Below are 19,407 nucleotides of genomic sequence, written 5' to 3'. Positions count from 1 at the left end.
AGGCGCGGCGGAACGGAGGTGGGTCGCGATGGAACTTCTCCCTAAAACTGGAACAGCCCCTCGGCCTCGGGCTGCCACACGACCGACAGAACTTTCAGCTTTCTCTCACGCCCATCGGGCCCGGTCCAATGGACGGACTCGCCTTCGGAGAGTCCGAACAAGGCAATGCCCGCTGCAGACAGGATGGAGACTCCGTCCTTATTTTCCTTCACATCATGAGGGAACAAAAGGTCCACCTCCAACTCGTGCCCCGACTCCAAATCCCTCAATCGGACTCTGGAGTTCATCGTGACCGTATCCGTTGGAATCTGCTCCGAAGCGACAATATTCGCATGGTCCACCAACGACTGAAGCAACGGTCCCTCACTCGAACCCGCGGAGGGAATCAAAGCTTTCAAGCGAGCTTCATCTCGTTGAGTCATCAGAACGGTTCTGGGGGGGGTCATGGAACTCATCATCGAAATTGGTTTTTCCATTCCGGGCTTCGTGAGGGATCGGACCAAGCGATTTGGACGGTGTCAACTGCCGGTTTCTGTCCGGCCGCCCCCCGAATTGGTAAACAGATTGGGGCCCAGGTTTCCGACGCTGCACCCGCCAAAGCTGGCGGCGGTCGCGGCGGGGACCGCAGCGGCAGCACGTCCCCACCGGGTGTCCGCCGTTTGCGGCTCGTCCGAGGGCCACGCCGGACCGCGGACCGATTTCCCGCTGGCGCGAGCCGTGTCGCGGCCAATAACGTCCCGGCCTGCCCCGCGCACCGCGGGGCACTCCTCAAGGCATGAGCACTCCCGTCGGCGACATCGCCGTGATTGGCCTGGCGGTCATGGGCCAGAACCTGATCCTCAACATGAACGACCACGGCTTCACCGTCGTGGCCTACAACCGCACCACGGCCCGGGTGGACGAGTTCCTCGCCCACGAGGCCCGCGGCACCCGCATCGTCGGCGCCCGCTCCATTCCGGAGCTGGTGGCCCTCCTGAAGCGTCCCCGTCGGGTAATGCTCATGGTCAAGGCGGGTGCGGTCGTGGACGAGTTCCTCGCACAGCTCGTGCCGCACCTGGAACCGGGCGACATCGTGATTGATGGCGGCAATTCGCTGTACGGCGACACGGAGCGACGGGTCCGCGAACTGGAGGCGCGGGGACTCCTGTATGTCGGCACCGGCGTCTCAGGCGGTGAGGAGGGCGCCCGCAACGGGCCCAGCATCATGCCCGGCGGCAGCGCCGCAGCCTGGCCGCATGTGCGCGACATCTTCCAGGGGATCGCCGCACGGGTCGGCGAGGGCGTGCCGTGCTGTGACTGGGTCGGCGGCGGCGGCGCGGGCCATTACGTCAAGATGGTCCACAACGGCATCGAGTACGGCGACATGCAGCTGATCGGCGAGGCCTACCACCTGATGCGCGAGGTCCTCGGGATGACCGCCGACGAAATGGCCGCCGTGTTTCAGGAATGGAACCAGGGCGAACTGGACAGCTTCCTCATCGAGATCACCGGACAGATCCTCGCCCGCAAGGATGAGGACGGGACCCCGCTGGTGGACCACATTCTCGATGCCGCCGGGCAGAAGGGCACGGGCAAGTGGACGGTCATTGACGCCGCAAACCTCGGACAGCCGGTCACGCTGATCGCCGAGGCCGTCTTTGCCCGGTGCGTCAGTGCGATGAAGGAGGAACGGGTGAAGGCGGCGCGCAAGCTGAAGGGCCCGCGCGCCGCCCTGGCCCAGGGGCGCATTCCGGAGAAGCGCGCCCCCCTGATCGCCGGCATTCGCGACGCGCTGTACGCTTCCAAAATCGTCAGCTACGCGCAGGGGTACATGCTCATGCGGGCGGCGGCGGCTGAGAACGGCTGGCAGCTGAACTACGGCGGCATCGCCCTCATGTGGCGGGGCGGCTGCATCATCCGCTCGGGCTTTCTCGGGAAGATCAAGGAGGCCTACGACCGGCATCCGAAACTGCCCAATCTGCTGCTCGACGACTATTTCCGCGGCGAGATCCGGCGCGCGCAGAAGGGCTGGCGGCAGACGGTCGCCCTGGCCGTGAAGCGCGGAATTCCCGCGCCCGCCTTCAGCACGGCGCTCTCCTTCTACGACAGCTACCGGCAGGCGCGCCTGCCGGCCAACCTGCTCCAGGCCCAGCGCGACTACTTCGGGGCGCACACCTACGAACGGGTGGACCGGGCGCGGGGCGAATTTTTCCACACCAACTGGACCGGCACGGGCGGGCGGGTGAGTTCAAGCACCTACAACGCCTGAACCGATTTCCACCCCCACCCCCCCACCCCCCGGCCCCGGCCCATGCCCCGCCCATGATCCATCCCGCTCCCATCGCCCCGTCTGGCAGTCCCCGGGAGCGCGCCCTGTCGGTGTTCCCCGCAGGTTCCAACGGCGAGTACGGATTCCCTCCGGAACTGGTGCCGGTGCTGGAGCGCGGACGCGGCGCTCGGGTCTGGGACACCGGGGGCCGCGAATACCTGGATCTCACCATGGCCTGGGGCTCGGCCCTGGTCGGGCATGCGCATCCCGCCGTCGTGGAGGCGGCGACCCGTCAGGCCTCGGAGGGGATCAATTTTGCGGCCGTCAGCCGCCGTTCACTGGAGCTGGCGGAGCGGCTCCGCGACTGGTCGCCCTGCGCGCTACAGCTGCGCTTTGTCGCCTCGGGCACCGAGGCGACGTTGACCTGCCTGCGCATCGCCCGGACCGCGACCGGACGGCCCAAGGTGCTCAAGTTCGAGGGCGCGTATCACGGGCAGCATCCGGTCGGGGTCGCCAGCATGCTCAACGGGCGCCCGTCGGACCTGCCGCACGCCGATCCGAGCGGCGCCGGGGCTCCCTGGGTGGAACAGGACGTCCTGGTCGCCCCCTTCAACGACCTGGAGCGAACCTCGCAGATCGTCCGCGACCATGCACGGGACCTCGCCGGTGTGATTGTGGAGCCACTGCACCGCTGCCTGGCGCCAAGGGCCGGGTTCCTGGAAGGCCTCAGGGAGCTGACGCGGCGCCATGGCGTGGTCCTGATCTTTGATGAAGTGGTGACGGGGTTCCGGCTGGCCCGGGGCGGCGCCCAGGAATACTACGGCGTCCAGCCCGACCTTGTGGCCTACGGCAAGGCGCTGGGGGGCGGCTTCCCGCTGGGCGCCTTTGGCGGCGCTGCCGAACTGATGGAGACGGTGTCCGAACACCGGCTGCCCGGTCCCCGGTATGCCTGGTCGGCCTCCACGACCGGAGGCAATCCGGTGTCGTGCGCCGCGGCGCTGGCCACGCTGGATGTCCTGGAGGCGCCCGGGTACCACGCGCGGCTTCATGAGGCCGGACGCCGTCTCCGGGCCCATCTGACGTCCGCGCTTGCCGACGCCAGGGTGGACGGGCAGGTGCTCGGGGACGGTCCGCTGGCGCAAGTGGCGTTCTCAAAGGGGCCGGTGACCGACCAGCGCACCTGGCTGGCCAGCGACCGGGTTCGCAGCCGCGCCGTCATGCTGGAGCTGCTCCGGCAGGGAGTCTTCCTGAACCCGATGGGCACAAAGCTTTACCTGTCCCAGGACCACGGGGAGCCGGAGCTGGCCGAGTTTGCCGGAAGGTTCCGCGAGGCGCTGGCCGCCACCGAGCCCTCCCGGTGAATCCCGCCCCAAAGATCATCGGGGGATCGCTCCTGGCGATCCTCGTGCTGGTCGGGTTGCTGTCCTGGAATCCGCGGCGCGGCGCGGACCGGACACCCGGGCGCCCACTCCTGGTCTACTGTGCCGCGGGCCTCAAGGGTCCGGTGGCGCAGGTGGCGCGGGACTATGAGCGCCGGACCGGCATCCCCGTGCAGCTTCAATACGGCGGTTCGGGACTGCTGCTCAGCAACCTGCGCGTGGCCCGCCGCGGCGACCTGTATCTCGCCGCCGATCACACCTATCTCGACGCCGGACGTTCCAACGGGCTCGTGGCCGAGGTCCTTCCGCTGGCCCGGATGCGCGCCGTCATCGCTGTTCCGGCTGGAAATCCCCGCCGGATCCAATCCGCCGCGGATCTTGAAGCGGCTCCCCTCCAGCTCGGCTGGGCCAACGTGGAGTCCACCGCCGTCGGACGCCTGAGCCAGTCCGTTCTGAAGACCGCCGGCCTCTGGGAGGCGATTTTCCCACGCATCAAGGTCTTCAAGCCGACGGTGAACGACGTGGCCAACGACGTGAAGCTCGGTGCCGTGGATGCCGGCGTGGTCTGGGACGCGACCCTCGTGGATTACCCGGAACTGGAGGCCGTGGCGGCACCGGAACTGGAGCCCGCGGAGGCTGGAGTGGCGGTGGGAGTGCTCACCTTTTCGGAACAGCCCACCGAGGCGCTGCGCTTCGCCCGCTTCCTCGGGGCGCGCGATGCCGGGCTGCCCGTGTTTTCCAGGGCCGGCTTTCGCGTGGTCGCCGGGGATCAATGGTCGGAGCGCCCCGAAGTGGTGCTGTACAGCGGCGGCGTCAACCGCATCGCCATCGAGGAAAGCCTCCGGGAATTCGAGGCACGCGAAGGCGTCTCGGTGACCCGGGTATACAACGGCTGCGGCATCCTGACGGCGCAGATCCGTTCCGGACAGCGTCCCGACGCCTACTTCGCCTGCGACGTGTCCTTTATGACCACCGTCGCCGCCCACTTTGAACCACCGACCGATCTTTCCGAGACGCGCATGGTCCTGCTGACGCAGCCGGGCAACCCGCGGGACCTCCGCATCCTCGCCGATCTGGCGAAACCAGGACTGGCGATCGGCGTGGCCAATGAACAGCAGAGCGCGCTGGGGGCGCTGACGGCCCGCCTGCTGCGAGCCGAGGGCCTGTTCGATGCCGTGATGGCCAACGTGCGGGTTCAGACACCGACCGCCGACCTGCTGGTGAATCAGTTGCGGGCCGGGGGCCTCGATGCGGTGGTGGTGTATGCCGCCAACACCCGCCAGGTCCGGGACCTCCTGACCGTCATAGAGCTGCCGCAGGAGGCGGCACTCGCCATCCAGCCGTACGCAGTGGGACGGGACTCAAACAACGCGCACCTCATGGAGCGTCTTTTGGAATGGCTGAAATCGGGCACGTCACGCCGCCGCTTTGAGGACTCCGGGTTCCGCTGGCGGGCCGTCGGCGAGGCGCCATGAACGGCGACCTTTCAAAGCCCGGTTCGCAGCAGACCTCCGACCGGGTGTTCCTGGCCAGCTTCGCGCTGCTTGGGGGGACCTATCTGCTGCTGCTGCTGGCGATGCTTGCGGCCGACCTCGCCTACACCTCACCGGGGCACCTCTGGCGTGCGCTGCAGAGTCCGGAGATTCGCTACGCCGTCCGGCTCAGCCTGCTGAGCTGCTCGCTGACGGCCCTGCTGTCCCTCTGGGTTGCGGTGCCGATCGGCTACCTGATGGCCCGCTGGCCGTTTCCGGGAAAGGGCCTCGTGGACGCCCTGCTCGACATCCCGATCGTGCTGCCGCCGCTCGTGATCGGGCTGAGCCTGCTCATCTTGTTCCAGACCCCACCCGGGCGCGCCGTGGAGCGGGTGATACCGATGACCTACGCGGTGCCGGGGGTGATCCTGGCCCAGTTCATGGTGGCCTGCGCCTTCGCCGTCCGCACCCTTCGCGCCACGTTCGACCAGATCAGCCCGCGGCATGAGCAGGTCGCCATGACGCTCGGCTGCACCCGCAGCCAGGCCTTCTGGCGGGTGGTGCTTCCCGAGGCGCGGCGGGGGGTGCTGACTGCCGGAACGCTGGCATGGGCCCGGGCGCTCGGGGAGTTCGGCCCGATCCTGGTGTTCTCAGGCGCCACCCGGATGAAGACCGAGGTGCTGTCCACCACCGTGTTTCTCGAGCTGAGCGTGGGCAATCTGGAGGCCGCGGTCGCCGTATCCCTGCTGATGGTCGCCGCCGCCATCGGCGTGCTGCTGCTCATCCGCAGCCAGGGCCTGGCCCCCATGCTGGGCCGCCCCCTCTGACATGATCAGGCTGGAGGCCGTCACCGTTCGCGCCGGAGCCTTCGAGCTCCGAGACCTCTCGTTCGAGCTCGCCGCCGGGACCTACGGCGTGTTGATGGGGCGCACCGGATCCGGAAAGACAACGCTGCTGGAGGCCATCTGCGGTCTGCGCGCCGTCCAGTCGGGACGCATCCTGCTGCACGGCGGGGACGTCACCCGGCTGCCCCCCGCGGCGCGCGGGGTTGGCTTTGTGCCCCAGGAGGGGGCCTTGTTCAGCCACCTGACCGTGCGCGAACACCTCGAGTTCGCCCTCCGGATCCGCCGCAAGCCGCCGGAAGCCGTGGCGTCGCGTGTGGAGGAACTCGCGACATGGCTGGAGCTGGGTCCGCTGCTGGACCGGCTGCCTGCGGGCCTGAGCGGGGGGGAAACCCAGCGGGTCGCCCTGGGGCGGGCCCTGTCCTTCGGGCCCCGGATCCTCTGTCTCGACGAACCGTTGAGTGCGCTGGATGATGACAGCCGCGACGGCATCTGCCGCGTGCTTGAGACCCTTTGCGCACGCACCGGCGTCACGGTGCTGCACATCACGCACAATGCCGCCGAGGCCGCACGCCTCGCCAACGTGCTGCTTCGCCTGCACCATGGATCCCTTACCGTCCACCCGGCACCCGGTTCCCGACCCTGACCTCCCGGAGCTCTCCCCGGAGGTTCGCGAGACGTACGCCTGGCAGCTGGATGTGGACGGCTTCGGCGAGGCCGGCCAGCGACGGCTTCAGTCGGCGAGCGTTCTGGTGTCCCGGGTCGGCGGCCTGGGCGGCAACGTGGCCCTGCAGCTGGCTGCCGCAGGCGTGGGCCACCTCATCCTGGCCCATGGCGGCAACCTCACGCCATCGGACCTGAACCGCCAGGTCCTCATGTCACACGCCGGTCTGGGGCAACCCCGGATGCCCGCCGCCGTGGAGCGGCTGAAGGCGTTGAATCCGCGGTTGCGCATCACGGCGCTGGCCGAGCAGGTGTCGGAACGGACCGTCCGGGACCTGGTGGCGGCCGCGGACCTGGTGGTGGACTGCGCGCCGCGGTTCGAGGAGCGCTATCTGCTGAATCGCGAGAGCGTCGCCCAACGCAGGCCGATGGTGGAATGTGCGGTGTACGGGCTGGAGCTGCATCTGACCACCCTGGTGCCGGGAAAAACCCCGTGCCTGCGCTGCCTGTACCCGGAATTGTCGAGCACCTGGACCCGGCGCTTCCCCGTGTTTGGCGCCGTGGCGGCGGTTGCCGGCGGGCTCGCGGCGATGGAGGCCATCAAACAACTCTCCGGTCTTGGCAACGCCCTTCATGGACGCCTGCTGACACTGGACCTGCGCACCCATCGCATGACCACCGTGCGAATCCGGCGGGTTCCGGGTTGTATTGACTGCGGCGCTCTTTAATTTCGTCCGTCTGGTGCTCATGGATCGAAAACGACATCGGCTGCTGCTGGCGCTGGCCCTCGTGATGGCCGCCGTGCCGGTGCTCGCCTGCCGGTATTCGGTCCGCGACACAGGCTTTGTGGACTTCGGCACGCCGCCCTACCGGCTGGCACTCGCCATCGGGGCCTTGCCGGCAGACGTCGTCGCGCGATACCGACAGGCCGCCACGGCCGCCCTGCCAGACTCCAACGTCGAGTTTGTCCTGGATGGCAGCGCGGGCGGTGACCGGGCTCCCCTGGTGCTGACCGGGGTGCCGGGGCGCCACCTGGACCTCCGGGCCGCCTCCGAGCTGCCCTCGGACCCCTTGGCGATCCAAACCCTGATGGAGTCGGTCGTGACCTCTCCGCTCCGGATCCGGGTTCACGAGGAGGCGCTGCGGTCCTTTGCCGTCCTGATGCTGTTCGAGGGAAGGGACGCCGCTGCCAACCAGGGCGTCCGCAACACGCTGGAGGCCGCCATTGCCGCCGTTGAACGCCTCCTCCCTGGCATGCCCAAACCGGTGTCCGTGCCTCCGCGCCTGATCCCGGTTCCGGTGGCCCAACAGGCCGGCGAGGCGGTGCTCATGTGGGGGCTGGGGCTGGACCCGGGCCCGGCAGACGATCCGAGGGTGGCGATCGTCTATGGACGCGGCCGCCGGCTTGGCACCGCGCTCGAGGGCCCGGCCATCACCCGGACGGGCATTCAGGAGCGGTTGGTGATGATCGGACAGGATTGCGAGTGCGACCTGGACCGGGCGTGGCTCCAAGGCCCGGTGATTCCAGGACGCTGGGATCGGGGCTTCCAGGAGACCGCCACGCGTCTTCTGGGTTTTGATCCGGAACACCCGATGGTCCGCACCGAGGTGAGCCGAATCGTGCTCCGCGGCAACGGGGATCGTTCACGGTTGCGGACCCCCACGACCGCACTGGCTCTCGGATACAGCGAAGAGTCGGTGGACGATCTTCCGATGGATGCCGGCGGTGGTGAGCGGTTCGGGGCCCCGGATTCGGACACCGCCCCTGCAGACACCAACACGTCGGGTCGTCGTGAGTTCGCCGAAGCTGCCGTTCCCCCGGCCACCGTACCGGCGGCCGGGGCGTTGTGGCTGCTGGTGCTGGGATCCCTGATCCTCGCCTGCGGATTTGGCGTGTGGATCGTGCGGCGCAGCCACGGACGTTTGTAATGCGCCGCGTCGTCATCATCCTCCGCGAACTCCGGTATCACCGGGTCCAGACACTGCTTGCGGTCCTGGGACTGGCCGTTGCGACGGCGCTGCTGACCGCCGTTCGCATGACCAGCGCCGCCGCCGAGCGGGAAACCCGCCGGGTCATGCGGGACCTCGGTTTCAACCTCCGAATCGTCGCAAAGGAAACCGATCCCGCGCAGTTTTGGCGGGACGGCTTCCCGGAGCGTACGCTGCCGGAGGACAGCGTCCGCCGCCTCGCAGCACAACACGGAGTCTTTCTCACATTCAACCACCTCACCCCGGTGCTGGAGCGACGCCACGTCGTGGACGGTCGCGAGGTCCTCCTCACCGGGCTCGGGCCTTCGGTGGTCGGTCCGGGGGAGGGGAAACAGCCCATGGGATTCCGGATCCCTGACGGACGGCTGCACCTCGGCGCCGCGGTGGCCGCATCGCTTGGCGTGGCCCGGGGCGGCGCCCTGACCCTTGGCGGACGCCCGTTCGCCGTGGACCGTGTGCTGACGGAGAGCGGCACAGAGGACGACATCCGCATCTTTGCCTCCCTTGCTGACGCGCAATCGTTGCTGGGTCTTCCCGGACAAATCAGCGAAATCAAGGCGGTGGACTGCCTCTGCCTGACCTCCGAACAGGATGCCCTTGGAGCGCTCCGTCGCGTGCTCGCGGAGATCCTGCCCGAGGCGGACGTCCTGCAGGTCCGCCATCTTGCCGATGCCCGAGCACGGCAGCGTCAGATGGCCACACGCCATGCGGCGTTCGCGGTTCCCCTTGCCGTCGGCGCCGCGGCGCTGTGGACCGGAGTATTCCTTGGGCTCAATGTCCGCGAGCGACGCGCGGAGATCGGCCTCTGGCGCGCGCTGGGTCGCAATTCCGCGGCCATTGCGTCCCTGTTCCTGGGGCGCGCCGCCCTGCTGGGCCTGATCGGGGCCGTGGCCGGGGTCGGCATCGGGACCGCGCTCGCCCTGCATTGGGGACCCCGTCTGTTTCCGGTGACCGCAGGGGCCATGGCACCCGATCCGGTCCTGATGGTCTGCATCGTTGTCCTGACGCCATGCGTCGCGGCGATCGCTGCGGTGTTTCCCGCCCTGCTGGCGGTGGCCCAGGATCCTGCGGAGTGCCTTCGAGCCGACTAGCCCGATGATCTCCTGCTCGCGATTGACCCGTGAATTCCGCGGCCCGGCCGGACCGGTTCGGGCCCTCGATGATGTGATGCTGGCTTGCGAACGCGGCGAGTCGCTCGTCATCCATGGCGCCAGCGGCTCCGGCAAGAGCACGCTGCTGCTGACCCTGGGCGGCCTGTTGCGACCGGATTCGGGGACGGTCGTGCTGAACGGCCAGGACCTGTATGCTCTGGACGGGCGTAAACGGGCGTTGGTTCGCGGACGCCAGATCGGATTCGTGTTTCAGCTTTTCCACCTTGTTCCCTACCTCAGCGTGCTGGAGAACGTCATGGAGGGGGGGACTGATCCTGGCGAGGCTTCACTGCGCCGACGGGCCTCCGCCCTGCTGGAGGAACTCGGCCTTGCCAACCGGAGCGCCCACCGGCCGTCCGAGCTGAGTGCCGGTGAGAAGCAGCGCACCGCGCTGGCGCGCGCCCTGGTCAAATCGCCGGCCGTCATCCTCGCCGACGAGCCGTCGGGGAACCTGGATCCCGACAACGCCGCCATGGTGTTCCGCCGGCTGGAGGCGTTCCGGGCGGCCGGGGGCACGGTGCTCACCGCGACCCATGGCCACGAGGCCGACGCCTTCGCGACCCGTATTTTCCAAATGAAGGGCGGCCGTCTCATGGCGGCCGACGCCAACGCCGTGATTGCATGACACCGCCCGCCACCCATCGCGCCGCACGCCTGCTGCCACTCCTCGCAATTCTCGCCTTCCGGCTCCCGGCCACGGACTGGCCAACGTACCGGGGCGACTATGCCCGCAGCGGCGTCAGCCCGGACCCGTTGCCGGCCACCCTGGACGAAGCGTGGGTCTGGCGCTCCCCCCAGCCGCCCCGTCCGGCGTGGCAGGGGGAAGCCAAGTGGGATGGCTGGAACAAGGTCTTCGACCTCAAGGCGCGCCAAACCTTCGACCACGCCTTCCATGCCGTGGTCGCCGGCGACCGCGTTGTGTTCGGATCCTCGGCCGACGACCAGGTGCGCTGTCTGGACGCCCGGACCGGACGCGAGCTGTGGACCTGCTTCACCGAGGCACCCGTGCGCCTGGCGCCAACGATTCACGACGGGAAGGTCTATGCGGGTTCCGATGACGGCCATGTGTACTGCCTCGACCTCGCCGATGGACGGCTGCTCTGGAGGGTGCTCGTGGCGCCGGAGGACCGGCGGATCCCGGGCAACGGCCGCCTGATCTCGACCTGGCCGGTGCGGACCTCGGTGGTCGTGCAGGACGGCCTGCTGTACACGACGGCCGGCATGTTCCCCTCCGAGGGCGTTCATCTGGTGGCGCTGGACGCCGCAACAGGCGCCGAACGGTGGCGTCAGGTCCAGACCGACCTCCCCGCCCAGGGCTACCTGCTGGCCTCCCGCACGCGGTTGTACGTGCCGGCCGGACGTGACAACCCGGCGATTTGCGACCTGAGTGACGGGCGAAGGATTCGTGTCGTCGAGGGTGCCGGGGGCACCTACGCGCTGTTGACGGGGGATCTGCTGGTGTTCGGACCCGGCAAGACCGGGCAGCTGGGAGCCGTCGAGGAGGGCCAGAGCGATCAACTGGCCACCTTCCAGGGAAATCACATGATTGTGACCGCGGACCGCTCCTACCTTCATTCGGACACCGAGCTGAGCGCCCTCGATCGTGCCCGCTATCTGGCCATGGCACGGGAGCGGAAGGCGTTGTCCACGCGTCAGTCGGAAATCACCAAACAGCTTCGCAAGCTTGGGAATGCCCCGGCCGCGGCCGCCGAGCGCGACCGGTTGAAGGAGGACCTCGCCGGCATCGGACGGGAGATTGACGCGCGGACGGCCGCGATGGAGTCGTGCATCTTGTGGAAGATCCCCTGCCGCTGGCCGGTTTCTCTGGTGCTGGCGGGCGAAACGCTGGTGGCCGGTGGTGAAACCGAGGTGGCGGCATTCCAGGTCTCGGACGGCAAGCGCCTCTGGATCCAGCCGATGGCGGGTACCGTCCACGGCATCGCCGCGGCCGAGGGCGCCCTGTACGTGAGCACCGACGCCGGCACCATCCATTGCCTCCGCGCCCCGTCGCAACGCGCCGACGTTCAGACCTCTGCTTCCCAACGCCCCTGACACGGTCTCCCCATGACATCCCTGGTCCCCTCCCCTCCCCGCCACACGCGGCCGTCTGCCTCGCGAGCCCCGGGCCTGCTGTTTTCCGCCGTCCTCGCCCTTTTGCTCCTCGTCCCCGCAAGGGCTGCCACCCCGGAGCCGGGACTGCTGGCCCGATGGCGGTTCAGTCCGGAGTGGAAGCAGGGTACCGACCTCAAGGCCATGACGGGCGGTCCGGGAATCCGCCTGACCGGCCCGATGCGTTTCACCGCGGACCCGCCGCCCGGCCGCCTCGAACTGGCAGGAACCGAACCCGACTTGGTGATCGCTCCGGACGCCTCACGGGCAATGTTGCCGGCGGAAGACTTCACCATCGAAGTCTGGGTCCGGGTGGACGAGCCGGTGGCGTCCGGGGGGATCGTCGGACTCCTGAATGACGACGGCGAACCACCGATCGGTTGGCGACTCGGCCATCGGGACCGCCAGTTTACATTCGTCCTGGGGATGCCGGGACTTCGACAACCGGTGGAGTTGACGGCGCCCAGCCCCTTCGATCTCCGCCGCTGGTATCAACTGGCAGCCACCCGGTCCGGCACCGATCTGCGCCTGTGGATCAATGGCGTCCCCGTCGCCACCGCCGTCGTTCCCGAGGGCAGGCTGCACTACCCTCCCGAGACCCCCTTCGAGGTGGGTGTCCGCCGGCGGGACACAGAGGTCGCTCGCCTGCGGGGCGCCCTTCACGAGATTTCCCTGTTTCAACGGGCGCTCACGCCGGACGAGCTGGGGGAACGCAGCCGCAGACGTCTGCCGGCATTCCCGGAACCCGCGCCACCCGCGCAATTGTTGCGGTTTGCCTATGGGCCTTTCGCAGACTGGCGCGACCGCCATACGGTCCTCGTCACCTGGGAGACCGACACGCCGATGCCCACCCGCTTCGAGCTCGAGAACGCCGGGACCGCCCGGTTTGAGGTCGGATCGGAGGTTCCCGTCAAGCGCCACGAGGCGCTGCTGACCGGACTTCAGCGCGACCGCGAATACCACTACCGCATCAATGCCCCGGACGCCTCCGGCATCCCGGTGCGGTCCCGACGCTATCTCCTGGACACCAGCTTCCATTACGCCCTCCCGGAATTCCCACCGTCCGCCGGTGCGAGCCCGGATGCCGGTGGCGTCTCCGCGGATGCGGAATGGATCCTGGATCAGACCGGAATCCGCGATGGGTATTGTCTCGTCGTTGGTGCCGTGGACGGCCGCCTCGCCGCGGCGCTTGCGGCGCAGAGCCACCTTCAAGTGGTCGTCGTGGATCCATCCGCCGACCGGATCGCGCGGGTCCGCCGCGAGCTCTCGGCGTCCGGGGCCTACGGCGTCCGGGTCAGCGCCCAGGTCATCCCCGGAGACTCCCTTCCCTTTGGAGAGCTGTTTGCCAATCTCATCGTCTCCGAAGCGGCACTGGCGACCGGCGAGCCCCCCCCGCTGCCAGCCGCGGAACTGCATCGCGTGCTGCGTCCGCAGGGCGGCACGCTGCTGGTCGGGTCGCGCGCGCCGCGGGAGACGGCGTGGAAGGCCTGGCGGGAGGCGGCCGCGAATGTCGCATCGCTGGACCAGCCACGGCCGGGCTGGGTGGCGATCCGCCGCGACCCACTGCCGGGGGCGGGCGAATGGAGTCATCAGTACGGCAGTGCGGACAACACCTCGACCAGCCTCGATGAACTCGTGGACGGGGACCTGCGGGTCGCCTGGTGGGGGAATCCCGGGCCGCGTCCGATGCCCGACCGTGGCAACCGGAATCCGGCGCCGCTCAGCGTGGGCGGACGGCTGTTCATCCAGGGCGACCGGATTCTGTTCGGCCTCGACGCCTACAACGGCACCATCCTGTGGTCGCTGTTCGCGCCCGAAGTCCGCCGCGCGAACGTGACCCGCGATTGCAGCAACATGGCGGCTGCGGGCGACCGGCTTTATGTGGCCCACGGCCGCTGGTGTCTGGCGCTGGACGGACAGTCGGGGGAACGCGTCCAGCGCTTCGCCGTCACGGGCGACGGCACGGAGGCCCGCCACGATTGGGGCTATGTGGCCGCGGTCGCCGGCCATCTGGTGGGCAGCCGGCAGCTCCGGGATGCCAACTACCTCGGGGATGACGGGGAGTGGTATGAAGACTTCGACACCCAGCAGACCAGCCGCGTGACCAGCGATCAGATCTTCTCGACGGATCCGGTGGGCGGGGCCCGTCGTTGGACGCACTCCGGGGGGGCCATCCTGAACTCCACCATCACCATCGCCGACGGCATGGTGCTGTTCCTTGAAAGCCGGGATCCCGCGGCGGTGGCCCAGGCGGGTGCCCGGCTCCCGCACGAGCGCCTCACGGACCAGGTGCTGGTGGCGCTCGATCTGGAGACCGGAAAACCGCTTTGGGAAAAGTCACACGATTTTGGGGCCTGCGAGTTCATGACGTACCTGGTGTACAGCCAGGGCACGGCGGTGGTCACCGGCACGGACCAGAACAAGAACTTCCACACGTTTGCCTTTGCCGCACCCTCCCCAGGACGCACCGGCGGCGACGACCTGGATTCCGCGATCCCCGGGCGCCTGCTGTGGGCGGATGCCCACAAGGAGGACAAGGGACACCACAGCGGCCACCTGCAGCATCCGCTGGTGATTGACGACGTGTTCTACTCCGACCAGCGGGCCTTCGATTTGCGGAGCGGCAGGCTGTTGCGCACGGACCTTCCCGAGCGTCGTGGCTGCGGGGTGATGTCGGCCTCGCGCCGGGCGGTGTTTTTCCGCCACTATTTCCACGGCGTCTGGGACCTCGCCTCCGACCGCCGTTCGCAGTTCTCGGGGATCCGAACCGGCTGCTGGCTCGGGTTGATCCCCGCCGGGGGCCTCCTGCTGGCCCCTGAGAGCAGCGCCGGCTGCTCCTGCACCCACGCGATCCAGACCTCGGTCGGCTTCCTGCCGCGCGCCATGTCGCGCCGCTAGGCCCCTTTTCCCTTCAAAACATGCCCGCCTGTTCCCGCACTCCCTTCACCGTCAACCACCGCACCTACACCCCCCCGGGCCGCCCGGCGGTCGCCATCTGTCTGGATGGTTCCGCGGACGAATATCTCGACGCCGCGATGGTGCGCGGCCGGATGCCCCATCTCGCCCGGATGAGCAGCCATGGCTGGCGCGGTTTCGCCCGTGGGGCGATGCCCAGCTTCACCAATGTCAACAACACCTCCATCGTCACCGGTGTGCCGCCTTCGGTGCACGGCATTGGTGGCAATTTCTTCTACGACGCCGCCCGGGATGCCGAAGTGATGATGAACTCCGCGTCCTTTCTCCGGGCGGACACCCTGTTTCCCGCCGCCCAGCATGCCGGCCGGCGGGTGGCGGTCGTCACGGCCAAGGAAAAGCTCCGCGACATTTTTGCCCACGGACTGATCGCCGAAGGCGGCATCGCTTTTTCCTCGGAGAAGGCGGGGCAGGCGCGGCCGGAGACGCACGGCATCGGCGATGTGGAGGGGCTGGTGGGGGAGACGCCGGCCATCTACAGCGGCGAGGCCTCCCTCTATGTGCTCCGTGCGGGCGTGCGGCTCCTGGCGGCCGGGCGCGCCGACCTGCTGTACCTGTCCACCACCGACTACATGCAGCACAAATATGCACCGGAGGACCCGGAGGTGCTCGCCTTCTATGCGGCGATTGATGAAGAACTCGGCGCGCTGCTCGCCAACGACGCCATCGTGGCCCTCACGGCCGACCACGGCATGAACGCCAAGCAGCTTCCGGACGGCTCTCCCAACGTCGTCTACCTCGAATCGGAGCTGACAGCGCATTTCGGTCCCGGATTCCGCGTCATCCTCCCGATCACCGATCCGTACGTGGTGCACCACGGCGCCCTCGGCTCCTTCGCGCAAGTGCACCTTCCGCCCAATACCAGCGCGGAGCGGACCGTGGAGATCCATGGCTGGTTGCAGGCGCGCGAGGGGATCACCGAGGTGCATCCCAGGGCGGTGGCCGCCCGCCTGATGGAACTTCCAGCCGACCGCATAGGCGACCTTGTGGTGTGCGCGGGGCGCCACGTCGTGCTGGGGCGGACTCCGGCCCACCATGACCTCAAGGCGCTCGAGGGTGGCCTGCGCTCGCATGGTGGCCGCTATGAGGAAATGGTGCCGCTGGTCTTGAGTGAACCCCTCACCGCCCGGCACCGTGCGCTGGCGCAGGGTGATCCGCGGAACTTCGATCTCTTCGACTTCCTCCTCAACGGCACCGCCGGCTGACGGAACCTCAACCCAGGCCTGCCGGAAGGACCCGGACCGGCGCCTCGGAGGACGCTCCGGTCGTCATCCGGGAGTCCATTGCCCCCCGGGGCATCCGGAGCATGAACTCGGTTCCCAGCGAACCCGACTCGACCAGTTCCAGTTGCGCGGCCAGGCAGCGTGCCAGCTGCTGGCTGAGCGCCAGGCCCAGGCCGGTGCCGCCCTCCTTCGTCGTGGCCACCGGGCTGAACAGATTCCGCCGGACACGTTCCGGCAGGCCTGTGCCCTCGTCCCGAACCCGGAACACAAGATCCCCGGACTCCTCATCGGCTCGAACGCGAACACAACCCCCCTCCGCGCAGGCCTGGACAGCGTTGCGCACGAGATTCTCGAGGATGAGGAGGGCGATGTTGGCGTCCCGGTTGGGCAGCGGACGGACGGCATTGCAGGCGATCGCCAGCGTCACCGAGGCCTCCCGTGCATATGGCCGCTCGCGACGCGCCAGCTGGTCCAGCACCTCCCGGGGGGCGATCTCGTACTGGATCATCCCGGACTCCTCCCGCAGCACCCCCGTGACCGCGTCAATCATCGCACGCATCCGCTGCGCCGTCTGAGCCGCCTCCGACCAGTCACCCATCGTCTCGGCCGATGCCGGATCGGATGCGGACGCCACGAACTGTTGCAGGCCAGCCAGGGGATTCTTCAGCCCGTGGATCAGGTGCGCGGTTACGGCTCCCACCGCCGCGGTCTTGGCGGCAAGCGTCAGCTCCCGATTGGCGCCCACCAGATGACGCTGGGTCTCGACCAGCCGGTGAAACACGAATGCCAGGGCCACCGTCATGGCGGCTCCGGCCAGCAGGAAGGCCGTGAGTGCCTGCCAGCCCAGGGTGCGATCCAGGGCGGCGTACTCCTTGGCCAGGTCGGAACCATCCAGGACAAACCGCGCATACCCGACGAGGGGTCCCTGTCGCGGAGGCACCCGAAGCAGCACCTCCAACACCGGTTCATCGCCTCCAATGCGCCCGGCCAGCAGGGCGGCCAGCGAGTCGGTTTCCAGCTCGGAGGATTTTCCGAAACGGCTCACGGGCTCCCCGTCCGCCAGGGAGGGCAGCACCGAAGGCGGCAGGTCCGGCTCATCTCCAAACAGGCTGAGCGCCGCGATGAAGAATCCGTTGGTGTCATGAAGACTGATGGAACGGATGCCGGGGATGTCGGGCTGATCGGCGGCCTCCAGGAGCGCCACCAGATCGTCGGACGTCGCAGAGCTCGCCGTCAGAAACCGCTCATTGAGCAGGCCGGACACCAGGGCCACATCGCGACGCGCCAGTTGCGCCCGGAACTCGGAGCGGAGGAAGCCGTGGGTGAGGAGGACCGCTCCGGCGAGCAGCCCGAGCGCCAGCACGATGCCCGCCACCGGCAGCGACCGCGATGACAGCGCCACCTTCAGCCACCCCCTCCATGGCTCAGGGGGACGGCGGCACCGCCTCCGTCCCGGTACCGGGCAACATCTGCAATTTCCCGTGGTGGACCCATCATTCCGGGACACCCACCTAGAACTCGAATTCGAATCCCGTGGACGCGACTTTCGCGTTGTAGGTGTCTTGGGGAATGTTGGCGACGGAGTCGTCCCAGGTAAAGCGAACGAGCCACCGGATTCTCCGGTTCACCTCAAATCCCATCTCCAGCCCCAGGTTGTATTCCTGGCGCTCGCGCAGATCGGTCTCCTCGGGTGCCTTCGTCTGTTCAATGTAGTCGTACCACTGGACTCCGCCCTCGACCATCACGCGCCAACGTCCCCGGCGGAACTGGACCGATCCACCCACCCGGTAGCGGTTGTAGTCGTAGTAGCCGAGTCCGTTGTCCCGCGCCGCGATGAACCCGCTGAACACGGTGGTGCGCCACTGGCGGTCCCTGCCCCAGAAATGCTGCCAGCGGCCGTTCACGCTGTTGTATCGGAGCCGCTCCAGGGTCCCAGGGATGATCTCCCCCCCCGGAGTCAGCAGTGGCGAGCTGTCATATGGCCTCCAAACCCACGAATACCCGAGCGACACGGTGGAGTCCCGCCCGAGCTGTCGCGTCAGGAGCAACTGGGATCCGACCTCAAAGAATCCGTCGGCCGGCTCGGAAAACCCCTGCCGCATCAACGGAACCTCCAGGGTCAGCACCCAGTTGGTCCCCAGCCGCGCGGAAAACTCCGGGCGCAGGATCACGGTCTGTCCGGTCACCTGGGCGGTGCCGACGCCGGTGTCGAAGTTCGACAGGTCCAGAACCTGGTTGAGATACATCCATGTGAGATTGCCACCGGCACTCCACCAGGTGGGGGATTCGTGCTCGAACCGGAACTGCGACAGGAAGTTCTGCTGACCCGGGACCTCCTCGACGTTGAAGTAGCGCCGGTCGTCGCCGCTGAGGAACACATACACGCTGTTGTTGTCGGTGGGGGCCCGGATCAGCATCAGGTCGCCACCGTACTCGAAAAACGGCGCGGGCTGCCGGAACTCCTCAAGGTAGGCCAGTGACGGATTGCTGTTGAAGCCGCCGGAGGTCCGGATGGAGAGGGAGGCGTCCCAAAGACCGAAGGGCGACATTTCCGCCATCTGCACCGGGAACTTGAACTCGCCGGCGTTTGCCGACAGCAACCCGGACACCGGCACGCAGACCAGCGCGAGCACCGAGGGTCGGATCCTGAGTTTGCGGCTCAATCGGAAGGAAGGCGCCGAACTCTGCGGAGCCCTTCCCCCGGGTGTCAAACAAACCGGGCCGGACCTCCAGACGACCCCAACGACGCGTCCGGGCTACGACGGCCGCCACCCGGTCGGCCAACTCGCAGGGAGACAGAGGATTACCCCGCAAGGATTCCTCAGCGACCGCCGCGCAGGCGCCCCCCACGCTCGGTCAGGCCGTCGTCAATGGGACGCGAATTGCCGATGCTCTTCTGCAACTCCTTGATCCGTTCCTTCAGTTCGGCACGCAACTGGCGGGTCTGCTGGAGAAATTCAGCGCGATTCTCCTTCAACTGTTCCTTGAGGCGGTCCCGCTCCCCCTGGGTGGCGGTCTCCGCCCGCTTTGAGATCTCCTTTTGACGTTCCACATAGGACTGCGCCCGGCTTTTGAACTCGGCCGCAAGTCCCTTGACCGTTTCCGGCAACTCCACGTCGGTGGGCAGGCGGATCTCGGGAATGTCCTGTTTTCCGGGCGCCTCCGCCGCCGCCACCCGGGCCTCCGGCTTGCCTGCAGCCGGCACGGCATCCGCAGCGTGCAACGCACGGGCGGCCAGCAGCCCCACAACCAACAAGGCCGTTTTCAAGTGCGCGACAAGCTTCATGTTTTCCCGACCATCCTCCGACCGGGAAGATGGATGTTGGGAACGACCGTGAACGATCATCCGGAATTCAAT

16 protein-coding genes are annotated in these 19,407 nt (G+C 68.0%); 12 read left to right on the top strand and 4 right to left on the bottom strand.

Annotation, left to right across the window (positions count from 1 at the left end):
• Window positions 1-41: 41 nt before the first annotated feature.
• On the bottom strand, window positions 42-476 hold the full coding sequence (gene rnk / locus KF791_04645) for a nucleoside diphosphate kinase regulator (GenBank protein MBX3731866.1): 435 nt from the start codon (window positions 474-476) through the stop codon (window positions 42-44).
• Between the two features lie 299 nt (window positions 477-775).
• Here rnk and gnd point away from each other — a divergent pair, with 299 nt between their 5' ends.
• The 12 genes from gnd to phnA are packed head-to-tail and all read left to right on the top strand — an operon-like array spanning window position 776 to window position 16,031.
• The gene (gnd, locus tag KF791_04640) at window positions 776-2,248 is read left to right on the top strand and encodes a decarboxylating NADP(+)-dependent phosphogluconate dehydrogenase (protein MBX3731865.1); all 1,473 of its coding nucleotides are present in this window, start codon (window positions 776-778) and stop codon (window positions 2,246-2,248) included.
• Window positions 2,249-2,301: 53 nt separating this feature from the next.
• On the top strand, window positions 2,302-3,609 hold the full coding sequence (locus KF791_04635; GenBank protein MBX3731864.1) for an aminotransferase class III-fold pyridoxal phosphate-dependent enzyme: 1,308 nt from the start codon (window positions 2,302-2,304) through the stop codon (window positions 3,607-3,609).
• On the top strand, window positions 3,606-5,102 hold the full coding sequence (locus tag KF791_04630) for a substrate-binding domain-containing protein (GenBank protein MBX3731863.1): 1,497 nt from the start codon (window positions 3,606-3,608) through the stop codon (window positions 5,100-5,102). Before KF791_04635 ends, KF791_04630 begins: the two co-directional genes overlap by 4 nt.
• On the top strand, window positions 5,099-5,926 hold the full coding sequence (locus KF791_04625) for an ABC transporter permease (GenBank protein ID MBX3731862.1): 828 nt from the start codon (window positions 5,099-5,101) through the stop codon (window positions 5,924-5,926). The genes KF791_04630 and KF791_04625 overlap by 4 nt, the downstream gene beginning before the upstream one ends.
• Window position 5,927: 1 nt before the next feature.
• Entirely contained in the window at window positions 5,928-6,587 is a 660-nt protein-coding gene (locus KF791_04620; GenBank protein ID MBX3731861.1) for an ABC transporter ATP-binding protein, read from the top strand.
• On the top strand, window positions 6,544-7,332 hold the full coding sequence (locus KF791_04615; protein MBX3731860.1) for a HesA/MoeB/ThiF family protein: 789 nt from the start codon (window positions 6,544-6,546) through the stop codon (window positions 7,330-7,332). Before KF791_04620 ends, KF791_04615 begins: the two co-directional genes overlap by 44 nt.
• Window positions 7,333-7,351: 19 nt before the next feature.
• Window positions 7,352-8,533, top strand: coding sequence for a hypothetical protein (locus KF791_04610; GenBank protein MBX3731859.1), 1,182 nt, complete (start codon window positions 7,352-7,354; stop codon window positions 8,531-8,533).
• Window positions 8,533-9,684: an FtsX-like permease family protein gene (locus KF791_04605; protein ID MBX3731858.1), complete on the top strand. Its 1,152-nt coding sequence runs from the start codon at window positions 8,533-8,535 to the stop codon at window positions 9,682-9,684. The genes KF791_04610 and KF791_04605 overlap by 1 nt, the downstream gene beginning before the upstream one ends.
• A 4-nt stretch (window positions 9,685-9,688) precedes the next feature.
• Window positions 9,689-10,369 (top strand): ABC transporter ATP-binding protein, encoded by a 681-nt coding sequence (locus KF791_04600; protein ID MBX3731857.1) that lies wholly within the window; start codon window positions 9,689-9,691, stop codon window positions 10,367-10,369.
• Window positions 10,366-11,796 (top strand): PQQ-like beta-propeller repeat protein, encoded by a 1,431-nt coding sequence (locus tag KF791_04595; GenBank protein MBX3731856.1) that lies wholly within the window; start codon window positions 10,366-10,368, stop codon window positions 11,794-11,796. Before KF791_04600 ends, KF791_04595 begins: the two co-directional genes overlap by 4 nt.
• A gap of 12 nt (window positions 11,797-11,808) precedes the next feature.
• The gene (locus tag KF791_04590; GenBank protein MBX3731855.1) at window positions 11,809-14,751 is read left to right on the top strand and encodes a PQQ-binding-like beta-propeller repeat protein; all 2,943 of its coding nucleotides are present in this window, start codon (window positions 11,809-11,811) and stop codon (window positions 14,749-14,751) included.
• 20 nt (window positions 14,752-14,771) lie between these two features.
• A complete protein-coding gene (gene phnA / locus KF791_04585; GenBank protein MBX3731854.1) occupies window positions 14,772-16,031 on the top strand; it encodes a phosphonoacetate hydrolase in 1,260 nt (419 codons plus the stop codon).
• Between the two features lie 7 nt (window positions 16,032-16,038).
• On the opposite strand, the gene KF791_04580 is transcribed toward phnA, so the two are convergent.
• The 3 genes from KF791_04580 to KF791_04570 all read right to left on the bottom strand — a co-directional run bounded on the left by KF791_04580 (window position 16,039) and on the right by KF791_04570 (window position 19,335).
• A complete protein-coding gene (locus tag KF791_04580) occupies window positions 16,039-17,451 on the bottom strand; it encodes a HAMP domain-containing histidine kinase (protein ID MBX3731853.1) in 1,413 nt (470 codons plus the stop codon).
• Window positions 17,452-17,560: 109 nt separating this feature from the next.
• Complete coding sequence (locus KF791_04575) at window positions 17,561-18,712, bottom strand: hypothetical protein (GenBank protein MBX3731852.1); 1,152 nt, start codon at window positions 18,710-18,712, stop codon at window positions 17,561-17,563.
• Between the two features lie 158 nt (window positions 18,713-18,870).
• Entirely contained in the window at window positions 18,871-19,335 is a 465-nt protein-coding gene (locus KF791_04570; protein MBX3731851.1) for a hypothetical protein, read from the bottom strand.
• Window positions 19,336-19,407: the final 72 nt, after the last annotated feature.

Source organism: Verrucomicrobiia bacterium, from assembly GCA_019634635.1.
In the GTDB taxonomy this organism is placed as follows: domain Bacteria; phylum Verrucomicrobiota; class Verrucomicrobiia; order Limisphaerales; family UBA9464; genus UBA9464.
The sequence above is the reverse complement of the archived record's forward strand: the minus strand, read 5'-3'. Positions and strand labels throughout refer to the sequence as shown.